We start from the raw sequence: 16,333 nt of genomic DNA on the forward strand, positions 1-16,333 counted from the left end.
CGATGTGCCCGGCGGTGCCGCGGCGGAAGGATGGATGCATGACCTCCGAACCACCGCCAGGCGGGCCGTCCTGGCAGCAAGAACCGGCCGCATCGCACCCCGCGGGACCTCCCGCCTCCTCGTCGTTCTTCCGCTGGCTGCGGGGCCTCGACATCACCAGGGCTCCCGACCGCTGGGTCGGCGGAGTCGCCGGCGGCGTAGCCCGCCGCACCGGTCTGGACATCGCCCTCGTCCGCGGACTGATCGTGATCCTCGCGATCTTCGGCGGCATCGGCGTGCTGCTGTACGGCCTCGCCTGGGCCCTGCTCCCCGAACCGGACGGACGCATCCACGTGGAGCAGGCCGGCCGTGGATCCTGGACGTCGGGCCTCACCGGGGCCGCGGCACTGGTGGCGATCGGCCTCTGGCGGCCGAATCTCCCCCTTCTCGGCGGCGACGGCACAGGCGGTCTGCTGTGGACGCTGTTCTGGATCGGTGCCGTAGGCCTCTTCGTGTACTGGATCATCAACCGCTCCGCCGGCGGGCAGGCCCGCAGGAACGTCCACGGCGGGCCCTCGACCCCCGGTGGCCCGGCCGGCGGACCCGTACCGCCGTCGGGCCCGGATCCGGACGCCCCGGGGCATTCGGGCCCCGCCGGACCGCTCCCGGACGGTGAGGGACCCACGGCGGGGCCGGCACCGGATCCCGGGCGCTCGCCCGACGACGGGCCCGACGCAGGCTCCCATGGTCCCTCCTCACCCGCCTCGTCGAGCGCCTTCACCGGATCCGGTGCCTCCGTCACCGGCCGCGACGGAACACCGGACGATACTGTGGACGACATCGACGACGAGACGGACGACGCCTCCGACGCCGGACACCGCACCGTCCCCCTGCCGTACCAGCCCCGTGCCTACTCGGGCGACCCGTGGACCGAGCAGACGCACCCCACCGGGTCGTTGCCCTACGATCCCGGAGTGCCGTCCTGGTCGGGATCCGTCTATCCGGCGTCCTCCATGAAACCGACCACCCGGCCCCCGGTCACCCGGTACCGGCCCCCGCAGCCGTCGGGACCCGTCACGGCACTCCTCGTGGGCGGGGCCGTCGTCGTCGGGGCGGGCCTTCTCGCCCTCGACTACGTCGGCACGCTGGAGCTCGCCACCCCGGCGGTCGTCGCCCTCGCAGCGGCAGCAATCGTCCTCGCCCTCGGCATCATTGGGCTCGGTGTCCGGGGGCGCACCTCCGGATTCGTCGGCTTCGCGGCGACACTCTCGATCATCGGCGCCCTCGTCGCATCCTTCACGATGGTCGGCGGAGCGTGGATCGTCGCCCAGGAGTCGAGGACCACCCCGGCGTCGTTGGACGCCGCGTCCAGAGGGTACAGCGTCCTGGCGGCGCAGAGCACCATCGACCTCACCGGCCTGCCTCCGCTGTCCGGGGACGTCGTGGTGCCGGTCACCTCGCTCGCCGGCGCCGTGACCGTGGTGGTGCCGGACGACGTCCCCGTGGAGGTCCGTACGCGGATGGCGCTCGGCAGCGCCGGGACGCGCGGAACCCTGGCGGGGCCGGGCGGGTCCTCCACGGAACCCCGGAGCGACGGCGGCCTGCTCCAACTGCGGAACGGGAGGCTCAACCCCGACGCCACCGGCTCCGCGATCGTCCTCGACCTGCGCGGCGCGATGAGCGACGTCAGCGTCGTCACCGACCCCGGGACCGGCGACGCCCCCTCCAACAGCAGCCCCACCCCGACCGGAGACACACCATGAGCACGATCAAGAACGGAACGAGGCGGCACCCCCGCCTCCTGACCATCGTCTGGGGATCGGTGATCCTCGTCGTCGCCTCCCTCCTCCTCGTCAGCCAGGTCGTGGACCTGTCCATCGACCCGGTGATCGTGGCCTTGGGGCTGCTCGTGGGCGTCGGTCTGGCGCTCGTCGCCGGCGGCATCCTGTCGCTCCGGAAGAGGCTGACGGCGGACGACCGGAAGGACGACGATCCCCTGTCCGAATACCGATGACCGACGGATACTGATTCCCACCCGCCCGAGAACCGAAAGGCACGCCATGCAACCCTTCTACCGCTTCCTCCGCTCCTCGCCCATCAAACGCGCTCCCGGTGGCCTCCTCGGCGGGATCGCCGCCGGGATCGCACTGCAGTACGGCTGGCGCGTCACCTACGTCCGCATCGGGATCCTGCTGAGCTTCCTGCTCCCCTTCATCGGACTCCCGCTCTACCTCGTCCTCTGGCTCCTGCTCCCCACCACGGAAGGCACCATCGCCCTCGAGCGGCTCCTCGCCGGAGCCTAGGACCGGACCTCAGCTCACGCAGCAAGGGGCACGCGCCACACGGCGCGTGCCCCTTGCTGCTGCATGACCTGCGAGGATGGTCGGTGTGCCGAAGACTCCCGCTGCCCGCCGCTTCCCCCGCCTGCTGATCGCGTCCTGCGCCTTCCTCTTCGTCTCCGGCTACTTCGTGGTGCGGTTCCCGGACGTCGAGGGCGCGAGCTACGCATCGTACGGTTTCAACCTCCTGATCGCCCTGCCGGCATTCATCGCGCTCGTCCGCCAGTTCGGTGCTGCGCGGGGCACGGCGGCCCTCGCGGCCGTGTCCGTCTTCGGATACCTGATCGAGGGCTTCGGTGTCGCCACCGGCATGCCCTACGGCGAGTTCTACTACGGCGACCCGCTGGGCCCCACGATCCTCGGCCTCGTCCCGTACCTGCTGCCGCTCTCCTACGTGCCGCTGGTCATCGGCGCGGTGGCCGTCGTGTCCGGTGGTGGGTCCGCCCTGCGGAGGATCCTGCTCGGCGGGCTGCTGCTGGTGGTCATCGACGGCGTCCTCGATCCCGGTGCGGTGTCCCTGGGCTTCTGGATCTGGCCCGGCGGCGGCCCCTACTACGGGGTCCCGCTCTCGAACTACGGCGGCTGGCTGATCTCCGGGCTCGTCGCCTCCGCCCTGGTGACCTGGATCGGCGGACGGCGCCTGACCGATGTTCCGCTCCGCCCGGGCCTGCTCGACAGCCTGCTCATCTCCATGTTCCTGTGGCTCGGCGTCTGCGTCTTCTCGGGGCTCGTGTTCCCGGCGGTACTGGCCGTCGCCCTGATCGTCCTCGTGGCACGCCGGCGGCTGCAGCTCACCCGAGCCGCTGCGTCCGACGTGCCGGCCACGGGCCGCGCGACGGTCGATGCCGCACAGCAGGCCTGACTTACCGCACCTGACTTAGCGCATCTGCGCACAGCCTGGCCGGGCAGCTCACCCGAGCAGGCAGGCACAAACGAGACCGGACCCTTCCGGCCGGGCAGCTCACCCGAGCCGGCGGGCACGGGTCAGTCGACGGGCCCCAGGCGCGCGAGTAGTTTCTGCGTGGACATCATCGCGCCACCGAGTACCGCGGGCAGCCCGCCACCGGGGTGGACGGACGCCCCCACGCGCCACAACCACGGGCGTAGCGGATCCGAGTAGGGCGGCAGGTGGAACGGCCCGCTCATCCACGCCGGACGCACCGCACCGTAGAGCGCCCCGCCGGCCGAGCCGCGCTCGCCGAAGTATCCCGGGTCGAGGATCTCGTGGCTGCCGAAGTAGTCCTCGAGGGGCTCGGGCAGCCCGAGGACGTGCGTCGTGCGGTCGAGTTCGCGCCGTACGAAGGGGTCCTCGAGCGAGTAGGTCCTCCCGTTGGCGGGCGCGGTGAGCAGCAGCGCGAGCGTCGCGGACCCGTTGGGGTAGACCCCGTGCGCCGGGTAGTAGTTCGCGAAGGCCATGGTCTGGTGGGGTTCCTCGCCCGCTTCGAGGCTCCGGTAGAGCGCCGCCGGGTCATCGGGCATGACCACACCGTGGCGGGCTGTCCCGTCGGGGAGCGGCCGGTCGAGGACGGCGTAGATCCCGACGGCGGAGCAGGTGAGCTTCCGCGGCGTCCGGGGTGCGCGTCCGCCCAACAGTCCGGCCAGGCGGTGCGCGTCGAGGCCGCTGACGACGGCGTCGGCCGGGTAGCTGCCGGCGGCCGTGGTGACCCGCCGCCGTCCGATGCCCTGCGCGGGCTCGCCCGTGCGGATCTCCACGCCGGCGTCCTCGACGACACGCTGGAGTGCCAGCACGAGTTCGTAGACGCCGCCCTCGGGGATCCAGACGCCGTCCTCGGCCATGATGGCCGGCATGCTCGCGTAGAGAGCGGGTGTCCGGGTGGGGCTGACGCCCGCGTTGAGGGTGTGGATGGCGATGACCTCGCGGAGCCCCTCGGGCAGCCACGGCAGGCTGTCGAGATAGCTGCGCGTGGTGAGCCTCCGACCGTACAGTGCCCCGAGCCGGGCCAGTGCAGGGTAGGACGACTTCTCGAGCGGGCCCGTGGTGAGCAGGCGCGACACGTCCTCGCCGAGGACGCCGTGCTCCGCCGCGAAGCGCGTCCAGGCCGGATGCCACGGATGGCCCTCCGGTACGGGCAGGGCGCACGCCTCACCGCGGTAGTAGTAGGTCCCGACCTCCGGCAGCCGTTCGAGGCGGACACCGGCGATGTCCGCGGCGGGCGTCGCGCCGGAAGGTGCGACGGCGTCGAGCAGGCCCAGGAGTTCCTGCCACACGCCCGGGAAGGTGACGAGCGACGGACCCGTGTCCATGCGCTGCCCCGAGACCTCGACGCGGCGGCTCTTGCCCCCCACGTGGTCCGAGGCTTCGAGCAGCGTCACGCTGTGGCCTGCGCGTCCGAGGAGGGCCGCGGCGGTCAGGCCGCCGATCCCGCCCCCGACGACGACGACCCGGCTCATCGGTGGAGTCCGAACGTCAGGGCGACGACGAGCTGGACGCCCGCGACGGTCCCGGCCACGTACGGGAAGGCGATCGAATACCGGTACAGCCGGTGGCCCGTCTCCGGCCGGGGATCCCGGTACAGGCCCAGGAGCAGTCCGCCGGCGATCAGGGTGTTCACGACGGCGACCGGGATGTTGACCAGCGCGAAGCACACCGTCGACACCGCCCACCAGGCGCCGCTCCAGGCGACGACACCGCGGGGTCCGAGCCGCACGGCCGTCGTCGTGATGCCCACGCCGCGGTCCTCGTCGATGTCCTGGACGGCGTCGTAGGTGTGCTTGGCCGCGCTCCAGGCCATGAGGCCGAGTGCGGCGGCCCAGACCGGCGTGCCGCCGAGGGCGTAGGGGACGAAGACGAGCGGGAAGGCGTAGGCCGCGTTGCTGAGGGAGTCGAGGTACGGCCTGGCCTTGAAGCGCAGCGGTGGCGCCGAGTAGAACACGAAGACGAGGGCGTACAGCGCGATCCAGGCGAGGGCCGGTGGCGGCAGGGTGGCCGCGAACCAGGCGAGGAACGGCAGGTTCGTGACGAGCACGGCGATCCAGATGGCACGGACCTCGGAGGCTCTGATCCTGGCACCCTCGAGCGATCCCTTCCGCGGATTCAGGGCGTCGGTGTCCTGGTCGAAGATGTCGTTCACGCCGTAGATCAGCAGGTTGAACGGCAGGGTCAGCCAGAGAAGGAGGGCGAGGGCCTCCTCCTCCCAGAACGTCCCGGTGAGCCACATGCCGACGACGCCGGTGCCGAGCGTGTTGATCCAGAGGACCGGCCGGGAGATGTGGACCATGCGAAGCGCCGCTGGCGCAAAACCTGCCTGGGGCACTGCGGGTGTCCTCCTCGGACGGACGGGCGCTCGCGGGGACGCGGAGCCCTCCTGCGCTGGATGGTCCCAGCCTACGGGGTCGCCGACCCGCCCGGCGCAAGGGCGTGGAGCAGCGGGGCGGCCGGTGAGGAGGGCGGTCCACGTGTGTCTAGAATCATAGGCGGGCCCGACGGCGTGCTCCTGTTGGACAACCCCACCCTCCCTCGAAGGAACCCCACGCCATATGAAGATCGGAATCCTCACCAGCGGCGGCGACTGCCCCGGACTCAACGCCGTGATCCGCGGCGCCGTCCTCAAGGGCATCAAGGTCCACGACCAGGAGTTCGTCGGATTCCGGGACGGCTGGCGCGGCGTCGTCGAGGGCGACGTCATCGACCTCCCCCGGCACGCGGTGCGCGGCATCTCCAAGCAGGGCGGCACGATCCTCGGGACCTCCCGCACCAACCCGTTCGAGGGCAACGGCGGTGCGGAGGTCGTGAAGGCGAACATGCAGCGCCTGGGCATCGACGCGATGATCGCGATCGGCGGCGAGGGCACGCTCGCTGCGGCGAAGCGGCTGACGGACCTCGGCCTGAACATCGTCGGCGTCCCGAAGACCGTCGACAACGACCTCGACGCCACCGATTACACCTTCGGCTTCGACACCGCCGTGCAGATCGCCACCGAGGCCATCGACCGCCTGCGCACCACGGGCGAGTCCCACAGCCGCTGCATGATCGCCGAGGTCATGGGCCGCCACGTCGGGTGGATCGCCCTGCACGCCGGCATGGCCTCCGGTGCCCACGCCATCCTGATCCCCGAGCAGCAGACCAGTGTCGAGCAGATCGCCGAGTGGGTGTCCACGGCCAACGCCCGCGGGCGCGCGCCCCTCGTCGTCGTCGCCGAGGGCTTCGTGCCCTCCCACATGGAACAGGCCCACTCCGAGCGTGGCCTCGACACCTTCGGCCGTCCCCGGCTCGGCGGGATCGCCGACCAGCTCGCGCCGGAGCTCGAGGCCCGCACGGGCATCGAGACCCGTGCCACGATCCTCGGACACATCCAGCGCGGCGGGGTCCCGACGTCGTTCGACCGCGTCCTCGCCACGCGCCTCGGCATGGCCGCCGTCGACTCCGTGCGGGACGAACTGTGGGGCACCATGGTGGCGCTCAACGGCACGGAGATCGCCCATGTGGGCTTCGAGGCCGCCCTCGGCAACCTCAAGCGGGTCCCCCAGCACCGCTACGACGAAGCCTCCATCCTCTTCGGCTGACCCGTGGAACTGGATCCCGGCACGGTCTCGATCATCCAGCTCGCCTGGTCGCGACTGCTCGGGCTCGACGACGACGCCCTCGCGAGCGGCCCCGATCGCCTCTACGCGGTCGACGACGACGCTTCGGTCCTGACCTTCGTGACCCTGTTCGGCCGCGAGGTGTTGCGCGGACCCGGCTGGGCGGTGGATGCCGGACGCGCGATGGCCTCGACGGAGCTGCGCAGCCACTCGACGCTGCTCACGCTCAGCCGGGAGCACGGCGGCCGCGGTCTCGGTGAGGCGCAGCTGTACTTCTGTGACGACCTGCCGCGGCTCGAGGGACCGCCCGCCGTGGTGTCCGGTGAGGCCTCGCTCGTCCGTGAGCTCGAACGCCGATGCCCGCCCGACGACGTCGCCGAGGCCGGCCTCAGTACGGTGGAGCACCCGTTCGTTCTGGTCGACCGGGACGATCCTGCCGCTCCCCTGGCCGGGGCCGGCTACGACATCTGGCAGGGCATCCTCGCGCACGTCACCGTCATCACCCCGCCCGAGGAACGACACAAGGGCTATGCGGGGCGGGTGGCCGCCGTCGCGGTCGAGGACGCCATGGCCGCCGGGCTCGTGCCGCAGTGGCGTGCACGGACCGACAACACGGCGTCCCAGCGGACCGCACGCCGTGCCGGGTTCGCCTTCGCGGGGACGCAGACCTCGGTCCTTCTCGGAGCCTGAGCGCTGCGCCCGTACGTCCTGCGGAAGCTTCGACGCCGTCGAGGGCGTGTCAGCACGGGACACGCCGCAGGAGGACGGCGACCGACGGGCGAAGCCCCCGCAGTCGGTCCGGGTGGCCGGGCATCCGCCGCAGGGGGACGGCAACCGGGTCCGGGTGGCCTGGCATGCGCCGCAGGGACTGGCTCAACAACTCCAGCCCTGCGCAGGGATACGCCGCAGGGACTAGCCCAGCAGCTCCAGCAGCTCCGTCCGCCCGAACATCTCGGCCGCGGCCCGGGCCGAGGGCGTTCCGGCGTCGGGGTCGGCTCCGGCGTCGACGAGCAGCCGCACGACGTCGTCGTGCCCCTTGAAGACGGCACCGGCGAGGGGTGTCTGGCCGCGGTCGTTGACCTGGTCCGCTTCCGCTCCCCGTGCCAGCAGGTCGCGCACGATCGCCGGGTGGCCGTTGTACGCGGCGAGCATGAGCAGGCTGTCGCCCGCGGTGTTCGTCAGGGTGAAGGGCACCCCGGCGTCGAGGTACCGCACCAGCGTGGCGCTGTCACCGGCCCGCGCGGCATCGAACAGGGAGTGTGCGAGAGCGATCGCGGCCGCGGCGTCGTCCGGAGTACCCTGACCGGCGCTCATCGGGGCGCCTTCAGGAACCCTGCGGCCCGGCCGACGACCTGCCCGGCATCCGGCGCCACGATGACCTCCTGGCCGGCGGCGTAGGGCTCGTCCCCGTCCTGGACCACCAGATCCGCAGCGGCGTCGACGGATCGCTTGAGGACGGCGAGGGCGATCGGGCCCATCTCGTAGTGGTGGCCGACGGATGTCACCCTGCCCACCGTGCGGCCGTCGCTGAGGACCGGGCTCCCGGGTTCGGGGAGGGTGTGCTGGCTGCCGTCGAGGTGCAGGAAGGTGAGCCGGCGCGGCGGGTGCCCCAGGTTGTGCACGCGCGCGATCGTCTCCTGCCCCTTGTAGCAGCCCTTCGCGAGGTGGACGGCGGTACGCAGGAGGTCGAGCTCGTGCGGGATGGTCTTCTCGTCGGTCTCGAACCCGGGCCGCGGCCGCCAGGCCGCGATGCGCAGCGCCTCGGCGGCCAGCGACCCTGCCAGCGCGCGTCCCGTGGCGGACACCGCGGCCTCCAGTCCGTCACGCGGCACGAGGTACTCGAACCAGGGCCGTTCACGGCCCGGGTGAACGCGCTCGTCGACGATCGCGTAGGAGTATCCGCCGGGTACGACGGCGGGCCAGGGGTCTTCCCACACGACGCCGTCACCGCTCGGCAGGGCCTTCGTCGTTCCGAGGACGGCCCAGTCGGTCGTGGCGTCGGCCACCTCGACGCGGAGCATGAACTTCATGCGCTCGAGCCACGCGGCCAGCGGCGCCGCCTCACTGCCCTCGGTGATGAGCCAGGTGGTGGTGCCGTCGTCGATGACGTGGGACGCGTACTCGATGCGGCCCTGCACCGTCAGGAGCAGTGTCTCGGAGCTCTGGCCGGGCCGGAGGCCCAGGAGCAGCTGGGAGGAGAGCGTGTTCAGCCAGCTCAGGCGGTCGGGCCCGGAGACGGTGACGACGCCGCGCTGCGACAGGTCGACGACGGCCTCCCCGGCGGCGAGGAGCCGCTGCTCACGGAACGGATCGCCGTAGTGGGATGCCACGCCGGCGTCGGCTCCGCCGCCCTCGACGGCACCGGGTCGGCTCAGCAGGGGGCTTCGTGAGGTCATTGCTACAACGCCTTCCAGGCGGGTCGTTCCGGGTCTCGCGGACGCGTCAGGAGACTTTCTTCAGGATCGCGGAGGCGTGAGCCTCGAGGGAGTTCCCCTGGGCCGCGACGTCCCAGCGCCAGTACAGGTTGCCGTCCACGAGGCCGAACAGCCGGGTGGCCGCCACGTACTCCTTGGAGTGCTGGCCGCGCATCACCAGGTCCGTGCTCAGCTGGATCTGCGGGCCCTTGATGCTCCCGTAGTAGAGCTCGGCGATACCGCCGGGGTGCACCACGGTGGCCGTGATGTCGAAGCCGCCGGCGTCGTTGCGGAACTGCTCCACCTCGTCGGCGGTCTTGAGGGCCGGGACGATGTCCGCGGGACTCAGGCCGGGTCCGACGTCGGAGTCGTTCAGCTTGCGGTCGAGCGCCCAGAACCCGCTCTCGGCGGACAGCGGGCGCAGCTGCGCGCCCTGCTCGTCGATGAGCCACGATTCGGCACTGTACTGCAGGTACGGCAGACCGTTCTGCGAGAACACGACGCGCTGCGAGAAGCGCTCCGATTCGGCGGTGCCTTCGCCGAGCATCCCCGTCCCCTCCCAGGTTCCGAGGAGCCACGACAGCGGGACGAGCTCGGGTGTCAGGTCGGTGGGCAGTTCGATCGACATAGGACCTCCGGGGTCAGTCGGCTACTTCTGGCCCTTGTACAGGCGCGTGATGACGAGGGCCGCGAAACCGGCCATGCCGAGACCGGCGACGACCAGCAGCGAGATGAAGAAGATTTCAAGGGCAAGGATGGACATGCTCCCATCCTAACGCCCGCTCCGGAGCAGGGATGCCCGTGGCCGGCGACCGCCGGTAGGACCCCGTCCGGGCTCCGGCGACCCGGCTCGCCGCTGGGCTCAGGCGAGGAACAGGGTGTCGAGGAAGTACACGACGGCGCCGGTCGCCAGGACGGGGGCGACGCCGGCCGCGATGGCCGCGATCCGGTCCATCGACGCCTCCCGTGCGACGAGCAGCCGGCGGGTCCCGGCGATCACGGCGCCGCACGCGAGCCCTACGACCGCGGCGGGGAGGGCCGGCACATCGGTGAAGAGCAGCGCACCGAGCGGGCCGGCGAGCGCGGCGAGGACGACGGCGGTGGGGGCGACGAGGCGGTCCGGCAGGGGCAGCAGGCACACGGCGATCGCCACGAGGATGCTGACGCCGGTCACCAGCGTCATGCCGGAATCGGCGGCGTTGACGGCCAGGCGATCGGTGGCCACCCAGCCCGACCCCATGGCCACGGCCACGACGCCGGAACTCGCCCCGAGGGTCGATTCCAGGCGGAGGCTCTGGCCGGTCCCCCGCAGGAGCTGGATCATGAACACCGCGCCGACGCCGAGCGCCACGGAGACCGGGAACCAGGCCAGGAAGAACGGCCCGGGGACGGTGGCGGCGAGGACGACGGCGAGCAGCGCCGGGAGTCCGATCGCGGCCGACAGGCTCTTCCGGGCCGGCACGCGGAGGATGTAGGGCCAGCCGACGGCGGTCAGGAGGCAGAGGGCGCCGACGGCTATGGCGACCGCCGTGGCGGAGATGTAGGAGGACGCGACGATCGCTCCGGTCGCAATGGCCGCGGCTCCGGCCGCTGCGGCCACACTCGTCCTCTTCACCCGAGCAATACTGCCCTACCCGTGCTGGTGCGGGAAAAAGCCGCGCCGCCGCCGGAGGCCGGCGTGCAGTGCATCACACGGCGGAGGCTATACTTGACCAAATTTCTACCACGTCCTCCTCCCGTCCGGGCGGGGGACGCCGGTGCCCGATGATGCGCATTCCCGACCGTGGAGGACACATGCCGCACATCCTGATGCTCACCAATACCAGCGGCTCGTCCGTCGAGATCCTGCCGGCCCTGGAACTGCTCAACCACAAGGTGCACATCCTCGCGGCGGAACCCACGGCCCTGCTCGAGACGGAACCCTGCGACGTCGTCCTCGTCGATGCACGCAAGGATCTCATCGGGGCGCGGTCCCTCACCCAGCTCCTGAAGGCCACCGGCCTCAGTGCGCCCCTCGTCCTCGTGCTCACGGAGGGCGGCATGGCGGCGGTCGCCGCGAACTGGCTGGCGGACGACGTCGTCCTGGACTCGGCGGGTCCGGCGGAGGTGGAGGCGCGACTGCGACTGGTGATCGCGCGGTCCACGGCGGCCGTCGAGGAGACGAGCACCGAGATCCACGCGTCCGGCGTGGTGATCGACGAGGCCAGCTACACGGCGCGGGTGGGTGGCGAGCCCCTGAACCTGACGTACAAGGAGTTCGAGCTCCTCAAGTACCTTGCACAGCACCCCGGGCGGGTCTTCACCCGCGATCAGCTCCTGCACGAGGTCTGGGGCTACGACTACTACGGGGGCACGCGCACCGTGGACGTCCACGTGCGTCGGCTCCGGGCGAAGCTCGGCTCGGACCACGAGCAGCTGATCGGCACCGTACGGAACGTCGGCTACCGCTTCACCCTGACCCGCCTGCCCGAGGACCGCGCGTCGGTCGACCAGGACGCCTGACCCCACGCGAAAGCCCCTCCCGCCTGCGGGCGGAAGGGGCTTTCGGTGTTCACGGCGGAGCTGGGAGGAGTGGAGGACATACGGGTCGAACGTATCGCGGGCGCCCCACTGGCGCATCCCCCTCGAGCAGTTCCCGACACTACAGCACGCTGCGGGCGACCACCAAACCGGCCGGCAGGCGCAGGACTAGGCTGAACGCATGACCGCCGCCCAGCATGCCCCCACCTGGTCCGTCGACAGGATCGCCGGTATCCCACCCACGGACGTCGTCGACGAAGTACGCGCACTCGCCGCGTCCGCCGCCGAAGCGGACGGCAACCCGCCGCTCTCCGAACAGACCCTCCTCACCCTCCGCGCCCACGACGCCGGTGACCGCCTGCTCACCTTCACCGCCCGCGGCTCGGACGCGGACGGTGAACTCGCCGGGGTCGCCGTCGTCACCCTCGGCTCCGACGACGGCGCTGTCCTCGAGCTCGTCGTCCGGCCCGACTGCCGCGGGGAGGGTGCGGGGACGGCCCTGATCCAGGCGGTCCTCGCCGAGGGCATCCCCGACCTCCGCGGGTGGTCCCACGGCAACCATTCCGCAGCGGCGGACCTCGCGGTGCGCTTCGGCTACGCCCCGGTACGGGAGCTGTGGAGGATGCGCCTGACCCGCGCAGCCGTCACGGAACCCACTCCCGCCCTCCGCCTGCCCGACGGCGTCGTGCTCCGTGCGTTCGTCCGCGGACAGGACGAGGAGGCGTGGCTCGCGGCCAACGCGGCGGCCTTCGCGCACCACCCCGAGCAGGGAGCCACCACGCGGGCCGACCTCGAGGCGCGGATGGACGAGGACTGGTTCGACGCCGACGGCTTCCTGCTCGCCGTCCGCGAGGGCGACGGCGCCCTCCTCGGCTTCCACTGGACGAAGGTCCACCCCGCAGTGGGAGGGCACCCGGCGATCGGCGAGGTGTACGTGGTCGGTGTGACGCCCCAGGCGCAGGGCATGGGCCTCGGCAAGGCCCTGACGGTCGCCGGCATCGAGCACCTCCACACCCGGGGCCTGCAGGCCATCATGCTCTACGTCGACGCCGACAACGCCGCCGCCGTGGCGCTCTACCGCACGCTCGGGTTTTCGCGGTGGGATGTCGATGTCATGTACGCGGCGAACGTGGCGCAGCCCACCTTGTAAGGTTGTTCCGGGGTCCCTCCGGCTTGTCGGATCAGGGCTCACCCATGACCACCCACGCTGCAGGAGACGCAATGGATTCAGGAACGAAACGCCGGGGTGCGTCACTGTACGGGTCCGCCGAGACGGCTCCGGCCCGGGCCACACAGGATCGCATCGACATCCCGGAGTTCGCTCCCAGTCTCCTGCCCTCCGGCGATATCGGAGCGGACCGCTTCCTCGACCGTGAGATCAGCTGGCTCGACTTCAATGCGCGCGTCCTCGAGCTCGCGGAGGACCCGGAGCTCTTCCTCCTGGAGCGAGTCGGCTTCCTGTCGATCTTCGCGTCCAACCTCGACGAGTTCTTCATGGTGCGGGTCGCCGGCCTGAAGCGCAGGATCGCCACAGGGCTCGCGGTGCCCTCGGCTGCGGGCCTCAGCCCCATCGAGCAGCTCGAGAAGATCATGCAGGACGGCTACGAGCTGCAGCAGCGCCACGCGGCGGTCTTCGCCGATCACATCCGGCCTGCCCTCGCCCGCGAGCAGATCCACCTCACCACGTGGGAGGAGCTCGACGATGCCGCCCGCACCGAACTGCACAAGGTCTTCGCCGAGAAGGTCTTCCCGATCCTCACGCCGCTCGCCGTCGACCCGGCCCACCCTTTTCCCTACATCTCGGGGCTGTCCCTCAATCTCGCCGTCGTGGTCCGCAACCCGGTCAGCCAGAAGGAGCTCTTCGCCCGCGTGAAGGTGCCCGACCAGCTGCCGCGGCTCATGTCGGTGGACGGGCCGCGTGCAGGGAACGTCGCCGGGCGCGTGGCCCGATTCATCCCGCTCGAGGAAGTCATCGCCGTCCACCTGGACCAGCTCTTCCCCGGCATGGAGGTGCTCGAGCACCACCTCTTCCGCGTGACACGCAACGAGGACCTGGAGGTGGAGGAGGACGACGCCGAGAACCTGCTGCAGGCCCTCGAGAAGGAACTGCTGCGCCGCCGGTTCGGGCCGCCCGTCCGCCTCGAGGTCACCACGGACATCAACCCGAGCATCAGGGCCCTGCTCTCGCGGGAGCTCGGCGTGGAGGAGGACGAGGTCTTCAACCTCCCGGCGCCCCTGGACCTGCGGGGCCTGAGCGTGATCGCGGGCATCGACCGCGGCGACCTGCACTTCCCCAAGCATGTCCCGCACACGAGCCGCTACCTCAACGAGAGCGAGACGTCGAAGGCGGCGAACGTCTTCGCGGCGATGCGCCGTCGGGACATCCTGCTGCACCACCCGTACGACTCCTTCTCCACCTCCGTGCAGGCGTTCCTCGAGCAGGCTGCTGCGGACCCCAAGGTGCAGGCCATCAAGCAGACCCTGTACCGGACGTCGGGCGACTCCCCCATCGTGGACGCCCTGATCGACGCCGCCGAAGCCGGCAAGCAGGTGCTGGCGCTCGTGGAGATCAAGGCGCGCTTCGACGAGCAGGCCAACATCTCCTGGGCGCGCAAGCTGGAACAGGCCGGCGTGCACGTGGTGTACGGCATCGTGGGCCTCAAGACCCACTGCAAGCTCTCGCTCGTGGTACGGCAGGAGATCGACGGCCTCCGACGCTACTGCCACATCGGCACCGGCAACTACCACCCGCGCACCGCCCGGTACTACGAGGACCTCGGCCTGCTGACCTCCAACGAGCAGGTGGGCGAGGACCTGTCGCGTCTGTTCAACCAGCTCTCCGGGTACGCCCCGAAGTCGACCTTCAAGCGTCTGCTCGTGGCGCCGCGTTCCGTCCGCTCGGGGCTGATCGACCGCATCGAGCGGGAGATCGCGAACAAGCAGGCCGGGCTCGCAGCGCGCGTGGTCATCAAGGTCAACTCCATGGTCGACGAGGCGATCATCGACTCGCTCTACCGTGCGTCGCAGGCGGGCGTCCAGGTGGACGTGATCGTGCGGGGCATCTGTTCCGTCCGGCCCGGTGTGCCCGGACTGAGCGAGAACATCACGGTGCGTTCCGTGCTCGGCCGGTTCCTCGAGCACTCACGGATCTTCGCCTTCGCCAACGCCGGGGAGCCGGCGGTGTTCATCGGATCGGCCGACATGATGCACCGCAACCTCGACCGCCGCGTCGAGGCGCTCGTGCAGCTCAGCTCGGCCGAGGACATCTCCTACCTGATGAACCTGATGGACCGGTACATGGACCCGACGGTCTCCAGCTGGCACCTCGACGAGACCGGCTGCTGGACCCGGCACCACAAGAACGCCGACGGCGCCCTGCTCGAGGACATCCAGTCGTCGCTGCTCGCCTCCCGTGCCCGCCAGCGGGCAGTGTCGCGCCGCTGATGGCACCACCCACGAAGGACGCCGCCCTCGCCGTGGCGACGGGCGGTGCCGCCGTCATCGCTGCCGGCACGATCTGCTGGCGGGTCGAGAGGGGCGCCCTCGAGGTCCTGATCATCCACCGCCCCCGGTACGACGACTGGTCCTGGCCGAAGGGCAAGCTCGATCCCGGAGAGACGACCCCCGAGTGCGCCGTCCGGGAGACGTTCGAGGAAGTGGGGTTGAAGGTCAGGCTCGGCATCCCGCTGCCCACGATCCGCTATGCGGTGAACTCCGGCGACAAGACGGTGTTCTACTGGGCGGCGAGGATCGAACGGGCCACCCCGGTGCCGGACGGCAGCGAGGTCGACGGCGTGCGCTGGGTGTCCCCCGAGGAGGCGCGCACCCTGATGAGCAACCCGACCGACGTCGTGCCCCTCGATGCGCTCGTCGAGGCGCACCGTGCCCGGAGTCTCCAGACCTGGCCCCTGATCGTGGTCCGCCATGCGAAAGCCAAGCCCCGGTCGTCGTGGAGCAGGGCCGAAGGCGAGAGGCCCCTCGCCGCTACCGGGCGCCGGCAGGCCACCGCGGTGAGCCGGCTGCTGCAGGCGTGGACCCCCGAACGGGTGGTGAGCAGCCCCTGGGTGCGGTGTGTCCAGACGATCTCGCCGTACGTGAACCAGCGCAGTGCGAAGCTCAAACTCGTCGACGCGCTGACGGAGCGCGACGCCACGAGGAAGCCCGCACGCACGCGGGCTGCGATCGAACGACTGCTGGACAAGCGCCGGCCCGTGGCGATCTGCACCCATCGCCCCGTGCTCCCGCTCGTCCTGTCGGTGCTGCGAGGCCACATGCCGGACCACCTGCACGAGCTCCTGCCCGTCGAGGACCCGCACCTCGCACCCGGCGAGGCGATGATCTGCCAGGTGAGCAGTGCCAACCAGGGGCGCATCGTGTCCATGGAGCAGTTCCGCGCGTACGACGACTGACAACGGCCGTCGCGCGTCGCGATCCGTTCATACCGTGTCAGGGGCCCGATCGCTCGCGTTCATGCGCCATTCATCCGGTAGGCCTAGTGTCGGGCCCTGACGCAGTACCAGGCACCGAGGACAGGAATGC

Annotated in this window: 16 protein-coding genes; 10 read left to right on the forward strand and 6 right to left on the reverse strand. The window is 71.0% G+C overall.

Annotated elements, in window-relative coordinates:
* Positions 1–38 precede the first annotated feature (38 nt).
* The 4 genes from C4K88_RS09385 to C4K88_RS09400 all read left to right on the forward strand — a co-directional run bounded on the left by C4K88_RS09385 (position 39) and on the right by C4K88_RS09400 (position 3,180).
* Positions 39–1,742, forward strand: a complete 1,704-nt coding sequence (locus tag C4K88_RS09385) for a PspC domain-containing protein (protein ID WP_241521811.1) — start codon at positions 39–41, stop codon at positions 1,740–1,742.
* Complete coding sequence (locus C4K88_RS09390; RefSeq protein ID WP_104121388.1) at positions 1,739–1,993, forward strand: hypothetical protein; 255 nt, start codon at positions 1,739–1,741, stop codon at positions 1,991–1,993. The genes C4K88_RS09385 and C4K88_RS09390 overlap by 4 nt, the downstream gene beginning before the upstream one ends.
* Positions 1,994–2,039: 46 nt before the next feature.
* Positions 2,040–2,282 (forward strand): PspC domain-containing protein, encoded by a 243-nt coding sequence (locus C4K88_RS09395; protein WP_104121389.1) that lies wholly within the window; start codon positions 2,040–2,042, stop codon positions 2,280–2,282.
* A gap of 85 nt (positions 2,283–2,367) precedes the next feature.
* The gene (locus C4K88_RS09400; protein WP_146065661.1) at positions 2,368–3,180 is read left to right on the forward strand and encodes a carotenoid biosynthesis protein; all 813 of its coding nucleotides are present in this window, start codon (positions 2,368–2,370) and stop codon (positions 3,178–3,180) included.
* A gap of 122 nt (positions 3,181–3,302) precedes the next feature.
* On the opposite strand, the gene C4K88_RS09405 is transcribed toward C4K88_RS09400, so the two are convergent.
* Positions 3,303–4,730 carry a phytoene desaturase family protein gene (locus C4K88_RS09405; protein ID WP_104121391.1) on the reverse strand — a complete coding sequence of 476 codons (1,428 nt, stop codon included), beginning with the start codon at positions 4,728–4,730 and terminating at the stop codon, positions 3,303–3,305.
* The gene (locus C4K88_RS09410; protein WP_104121392.1) at positions 4,727–5,557 is read right to left on the reverse strand and encodes a UbiA family prenyltransferase; all 831 of its coding nucleotides are present in this window, start codon (positions 5,555–5,557) and stop codon (positions 4,727–4,729) included. The genes C4K88_RS09405 and C4K88_RS09410 overlap by 4 nt, the downstream gene beginning before the upstream one ends.
* A 259-nt stretch (positions 5,558–5,816) precedes the next feature.
* Between C4K88_RS09410 and C4K88_RS09415 the strand changes: the two genes are divergently transcribed.
* Both C4K88_RS09415 and C4K88_RS09420 read left to right on the forward strand, forming a co-directional pair.
* The gene (locus tag C4K88_RS09415; protein ID WP_104121393.1) at positions 5,817–6,842 is read left to right on the forward strand and encodes a 6-phosphofructokinase; all 1,026 of its coding nucleotides are present in this window, start codon (positions 5,817–5,819) and stop codon (positions 6,840–6,842) included.
* A 3-nt stretch (positions 6,843–6,845) separates the two neighbouring features.
* A complete protein-coding gene (locus C4K88_RS09420; protein ID WP_104121394.1) occupies positions 6,846–7,550 on the forward strand; it encodes a GNAT family N-acetyltransferase in 705 nt (234 codons plus the stop codon).
* A gap of 222 nt (positions 7,551–7,772) precedes the next feature.
* Here the strand turns inward: C4K88_RS09420 and C4K88_RS09425 are convergent, their stop codons facing one another.
* From C4K88_RS09425 to C4K88_RS09440, 4 genes are all read right to left on the reverse strand, one after another.
* Positions 7,773–8,174, reverse strand: coding sequence for an ankyrin repeat domain-containing protein (locus tag C4K88_RS09425; RefSeq protein WP_104121395.1), 402 nt, complete (start codon positions 8,172–8,174; stop codon positions 7,773–7,775).
* Positions 8,171–9,256: a CAF17-like 4Fe-4S cluster assembly/insertion protein YgfZ gene (ygfZ, locus tag C4K88_RS09430; protein ID WP_104121396.1), complete on the reverse strand. Its 1,086-nt coding sequence runs from the start codon at positions 9,254–9,256 to the stop codon at positions 8,171–8,173. Before ygfZ ends, C4K88_RS09425 begins: the two co-directional genes overlap by 4 nt.
* Positions 9,257–9,302: 46 nt before the next feature.
* A complete protein-coding gene (locus tag C4K88_RS09435; RefSeq protein ID WP_104121397.1) occupies positions 9,303–9,902 on the reverse strand; it encodes a heme-binding beta-barrel domain-containing protein in 600 nt (199 codons plus the stop codon).
* A 234-nt stretch (positions 9,903–10,136) separates the two neighbouring features.
* On the reverse strand, positions 10,137–10,889 hold the full coding sequence (locus C4K88_RS09440; RefSeq protein ID WP_241521812.1) for a hypothetical protein: 753 nt from the start codon (positions 10,887–10,889) through the stop codon (positions 10,137–10,139).
* A gap of 179 nt (positions 10,890–11,068) precedes the next feature.
* Here C4K88_RS09440 and C4K88_RS09445 point away from each other — a divergent pair, with 179 nt between their 5' ends.
* The 4 genes from C4K88_RS09445 (at position 11,069) to C4K88_RS09460 (ending at position 16,203) form a co-directional block, all read left to right on the forward strand.
* Complete coding sequence (locus C4K88_RS09445; protein ID WP_104121398.1) at positions 11,069–11,776, forward strand: winged helix-turn-helix transcriptional regulator; 708 nt, start codon at positions 11,069–11,071, stop codon at positions 11,774–11,776.
* A gap of 199 nt (positions 11,777–11,975) precedes the next feature.
* Positions 11,976–12,944 carry a mycothiol synthase gene (gene mshD, locus C4K88_RS09450; protein ID WP_104121399.1) on the forward strand — a complete coding sequence of 323 codons (969 nt, stop codon included), beginning with the start codon at positions 11,976–11,978 and terminating at the stop codon, positions 12,942–12,944.
* 71 nt (positions 12,945–13,015) lie between these two features.
* Complete coding sequence (locus C4K88_RS09455; protein ID WP_174705224.1) at positions 13,016–15,238, forward strand: RNA degradosome polyphosphate kinase; 2,223 nt, start codon at positions 13,016–13,018, stop codon at positions 15,236–15,238.
* Positions 15,238–16,203, forward strand: coding sequence for an NUDIX hydrolase (locus C4K88_RS09460; RefSeq protein ID WP_104121401.1), 966 nt, complete (start codon positions 15,238–15,240; stop codon positions 16,201–16,203). The genes C4K88_RS09455 and C4K88_RS09460 overlap by 1 nt, the downstream gene beginning before the upstream one ends.
* Positions 16,204–16,333 lie beyond the last annotated feature (130 nt).

It is taken from the genome of Arthrobacter pityocampae, from assembly GCF_002927275.1.
GTDB classification, from domain to species: Bacteria; Actinomycetota; Actinomycetes; order Actinomycetales; family Micrococcaceae; genus Arthrobacter_D; species Arthrobacter_D pityocampae.

What these genes read in the sequence shown, in the direction of transcription:
- C4K88_RS09385 (WP_241521811.1), top strand. Translation starts at nt 39, where the DNA reads ATGACCTCCGAACCACCGCCAGGCGGGCCGTCCTGGCAGCAAGAACCG.
- C4K88_RS09390 (WP_104121388.1), top strand. Translation starts at nt 1,739, where the DNA reads ATGAGCACGATCAAGAACGGAACGAGGCGGCACCCCCGCCTCCTGACC.
- C4K88_RS09395 (WP_104121389.1), top strand. Translation starts at nt 2,040, where the DNA reads ATGCAACCCTTCTACCGCTTCCTCCGCTCCTCGCCCATCAAACGCGCT.
- C4K88_RS09405 (WP_104121391.1), bottom strand. Translation starts at nt 4,730, where the DNA reads ATGAGCCGGGTCGTCGTCGTCGGGGGCGGGATCGGCGGCCTGACCGCC.
- C4K88_RS09410 (WP_104121392.1), bottom strand. Translation starts at nt 5,557, where the DNA reads ATGGTCCACATCTCCCGGCCGGTCCTCTGGATCAACACGCTCGGCACC.
- C4K88_RS09415 (WP_104121393.1), top strand. Translation starts at nt 5,817, where the DNA reads ATGAAGATCGGAATCCTCACCAGCGGCGGCGACTGCCCCGGACTCAAC.
- C4K88_RS09425 (WP_104121395.1), bottom strand. Translation starts at nt 8,174, where the DNA reads ATGAGCGCCGGTCAGGGTACTCCGGACGACGCCGCGGCCGCGATCGCT.
- ygfZ (WP_104121396.1), bottom strand. Translation starts at nt 9,256, where the DNA reads ATGACCTCACGAAGCCCCCTGCTGAGCCGACCCGGTGCCGTCGAGGGC.
- C4K88_RS09435 (WP_104121397.1), bottom strand. Translation starts at nt 9,902, where the DNA reads ATGTCGATCGAACTGCCCACCGACCTGACACCCGAGCTCGTCCCGCTG.
- C4K88_RS09445 (WP_104121398.1), top strand. Translation starts at nt 11,069, where the DNA reads ATGCCGCACATCCTGATGCTCACCAATACCAGCGGCTCGTCCGTCGAG.
- mshD (WP_104121399.1), top strand. Translation starts at nt 11,976, where the DNA reads ATGACCGCCGCCCAGCATGCCCCCACCTGGTCCGTCGACAGGATCGCC.
- C4K88_RS09455 (WP_174705224.1), top strand. Translation starts at nt 13,016, where the DNA reads ATGGATTCAGGAACGAAACGCCGGGGTGCGTCACTGTACGGGTCCGCC.
- C4K88_RS09460 (WP_104121401.1), top strand. Translation starts at nt 15,238, where the DNA reads ATGGCACCACCCACGAAGGACGCCGCCCTCGCCGTGGCGACGGGCGGT.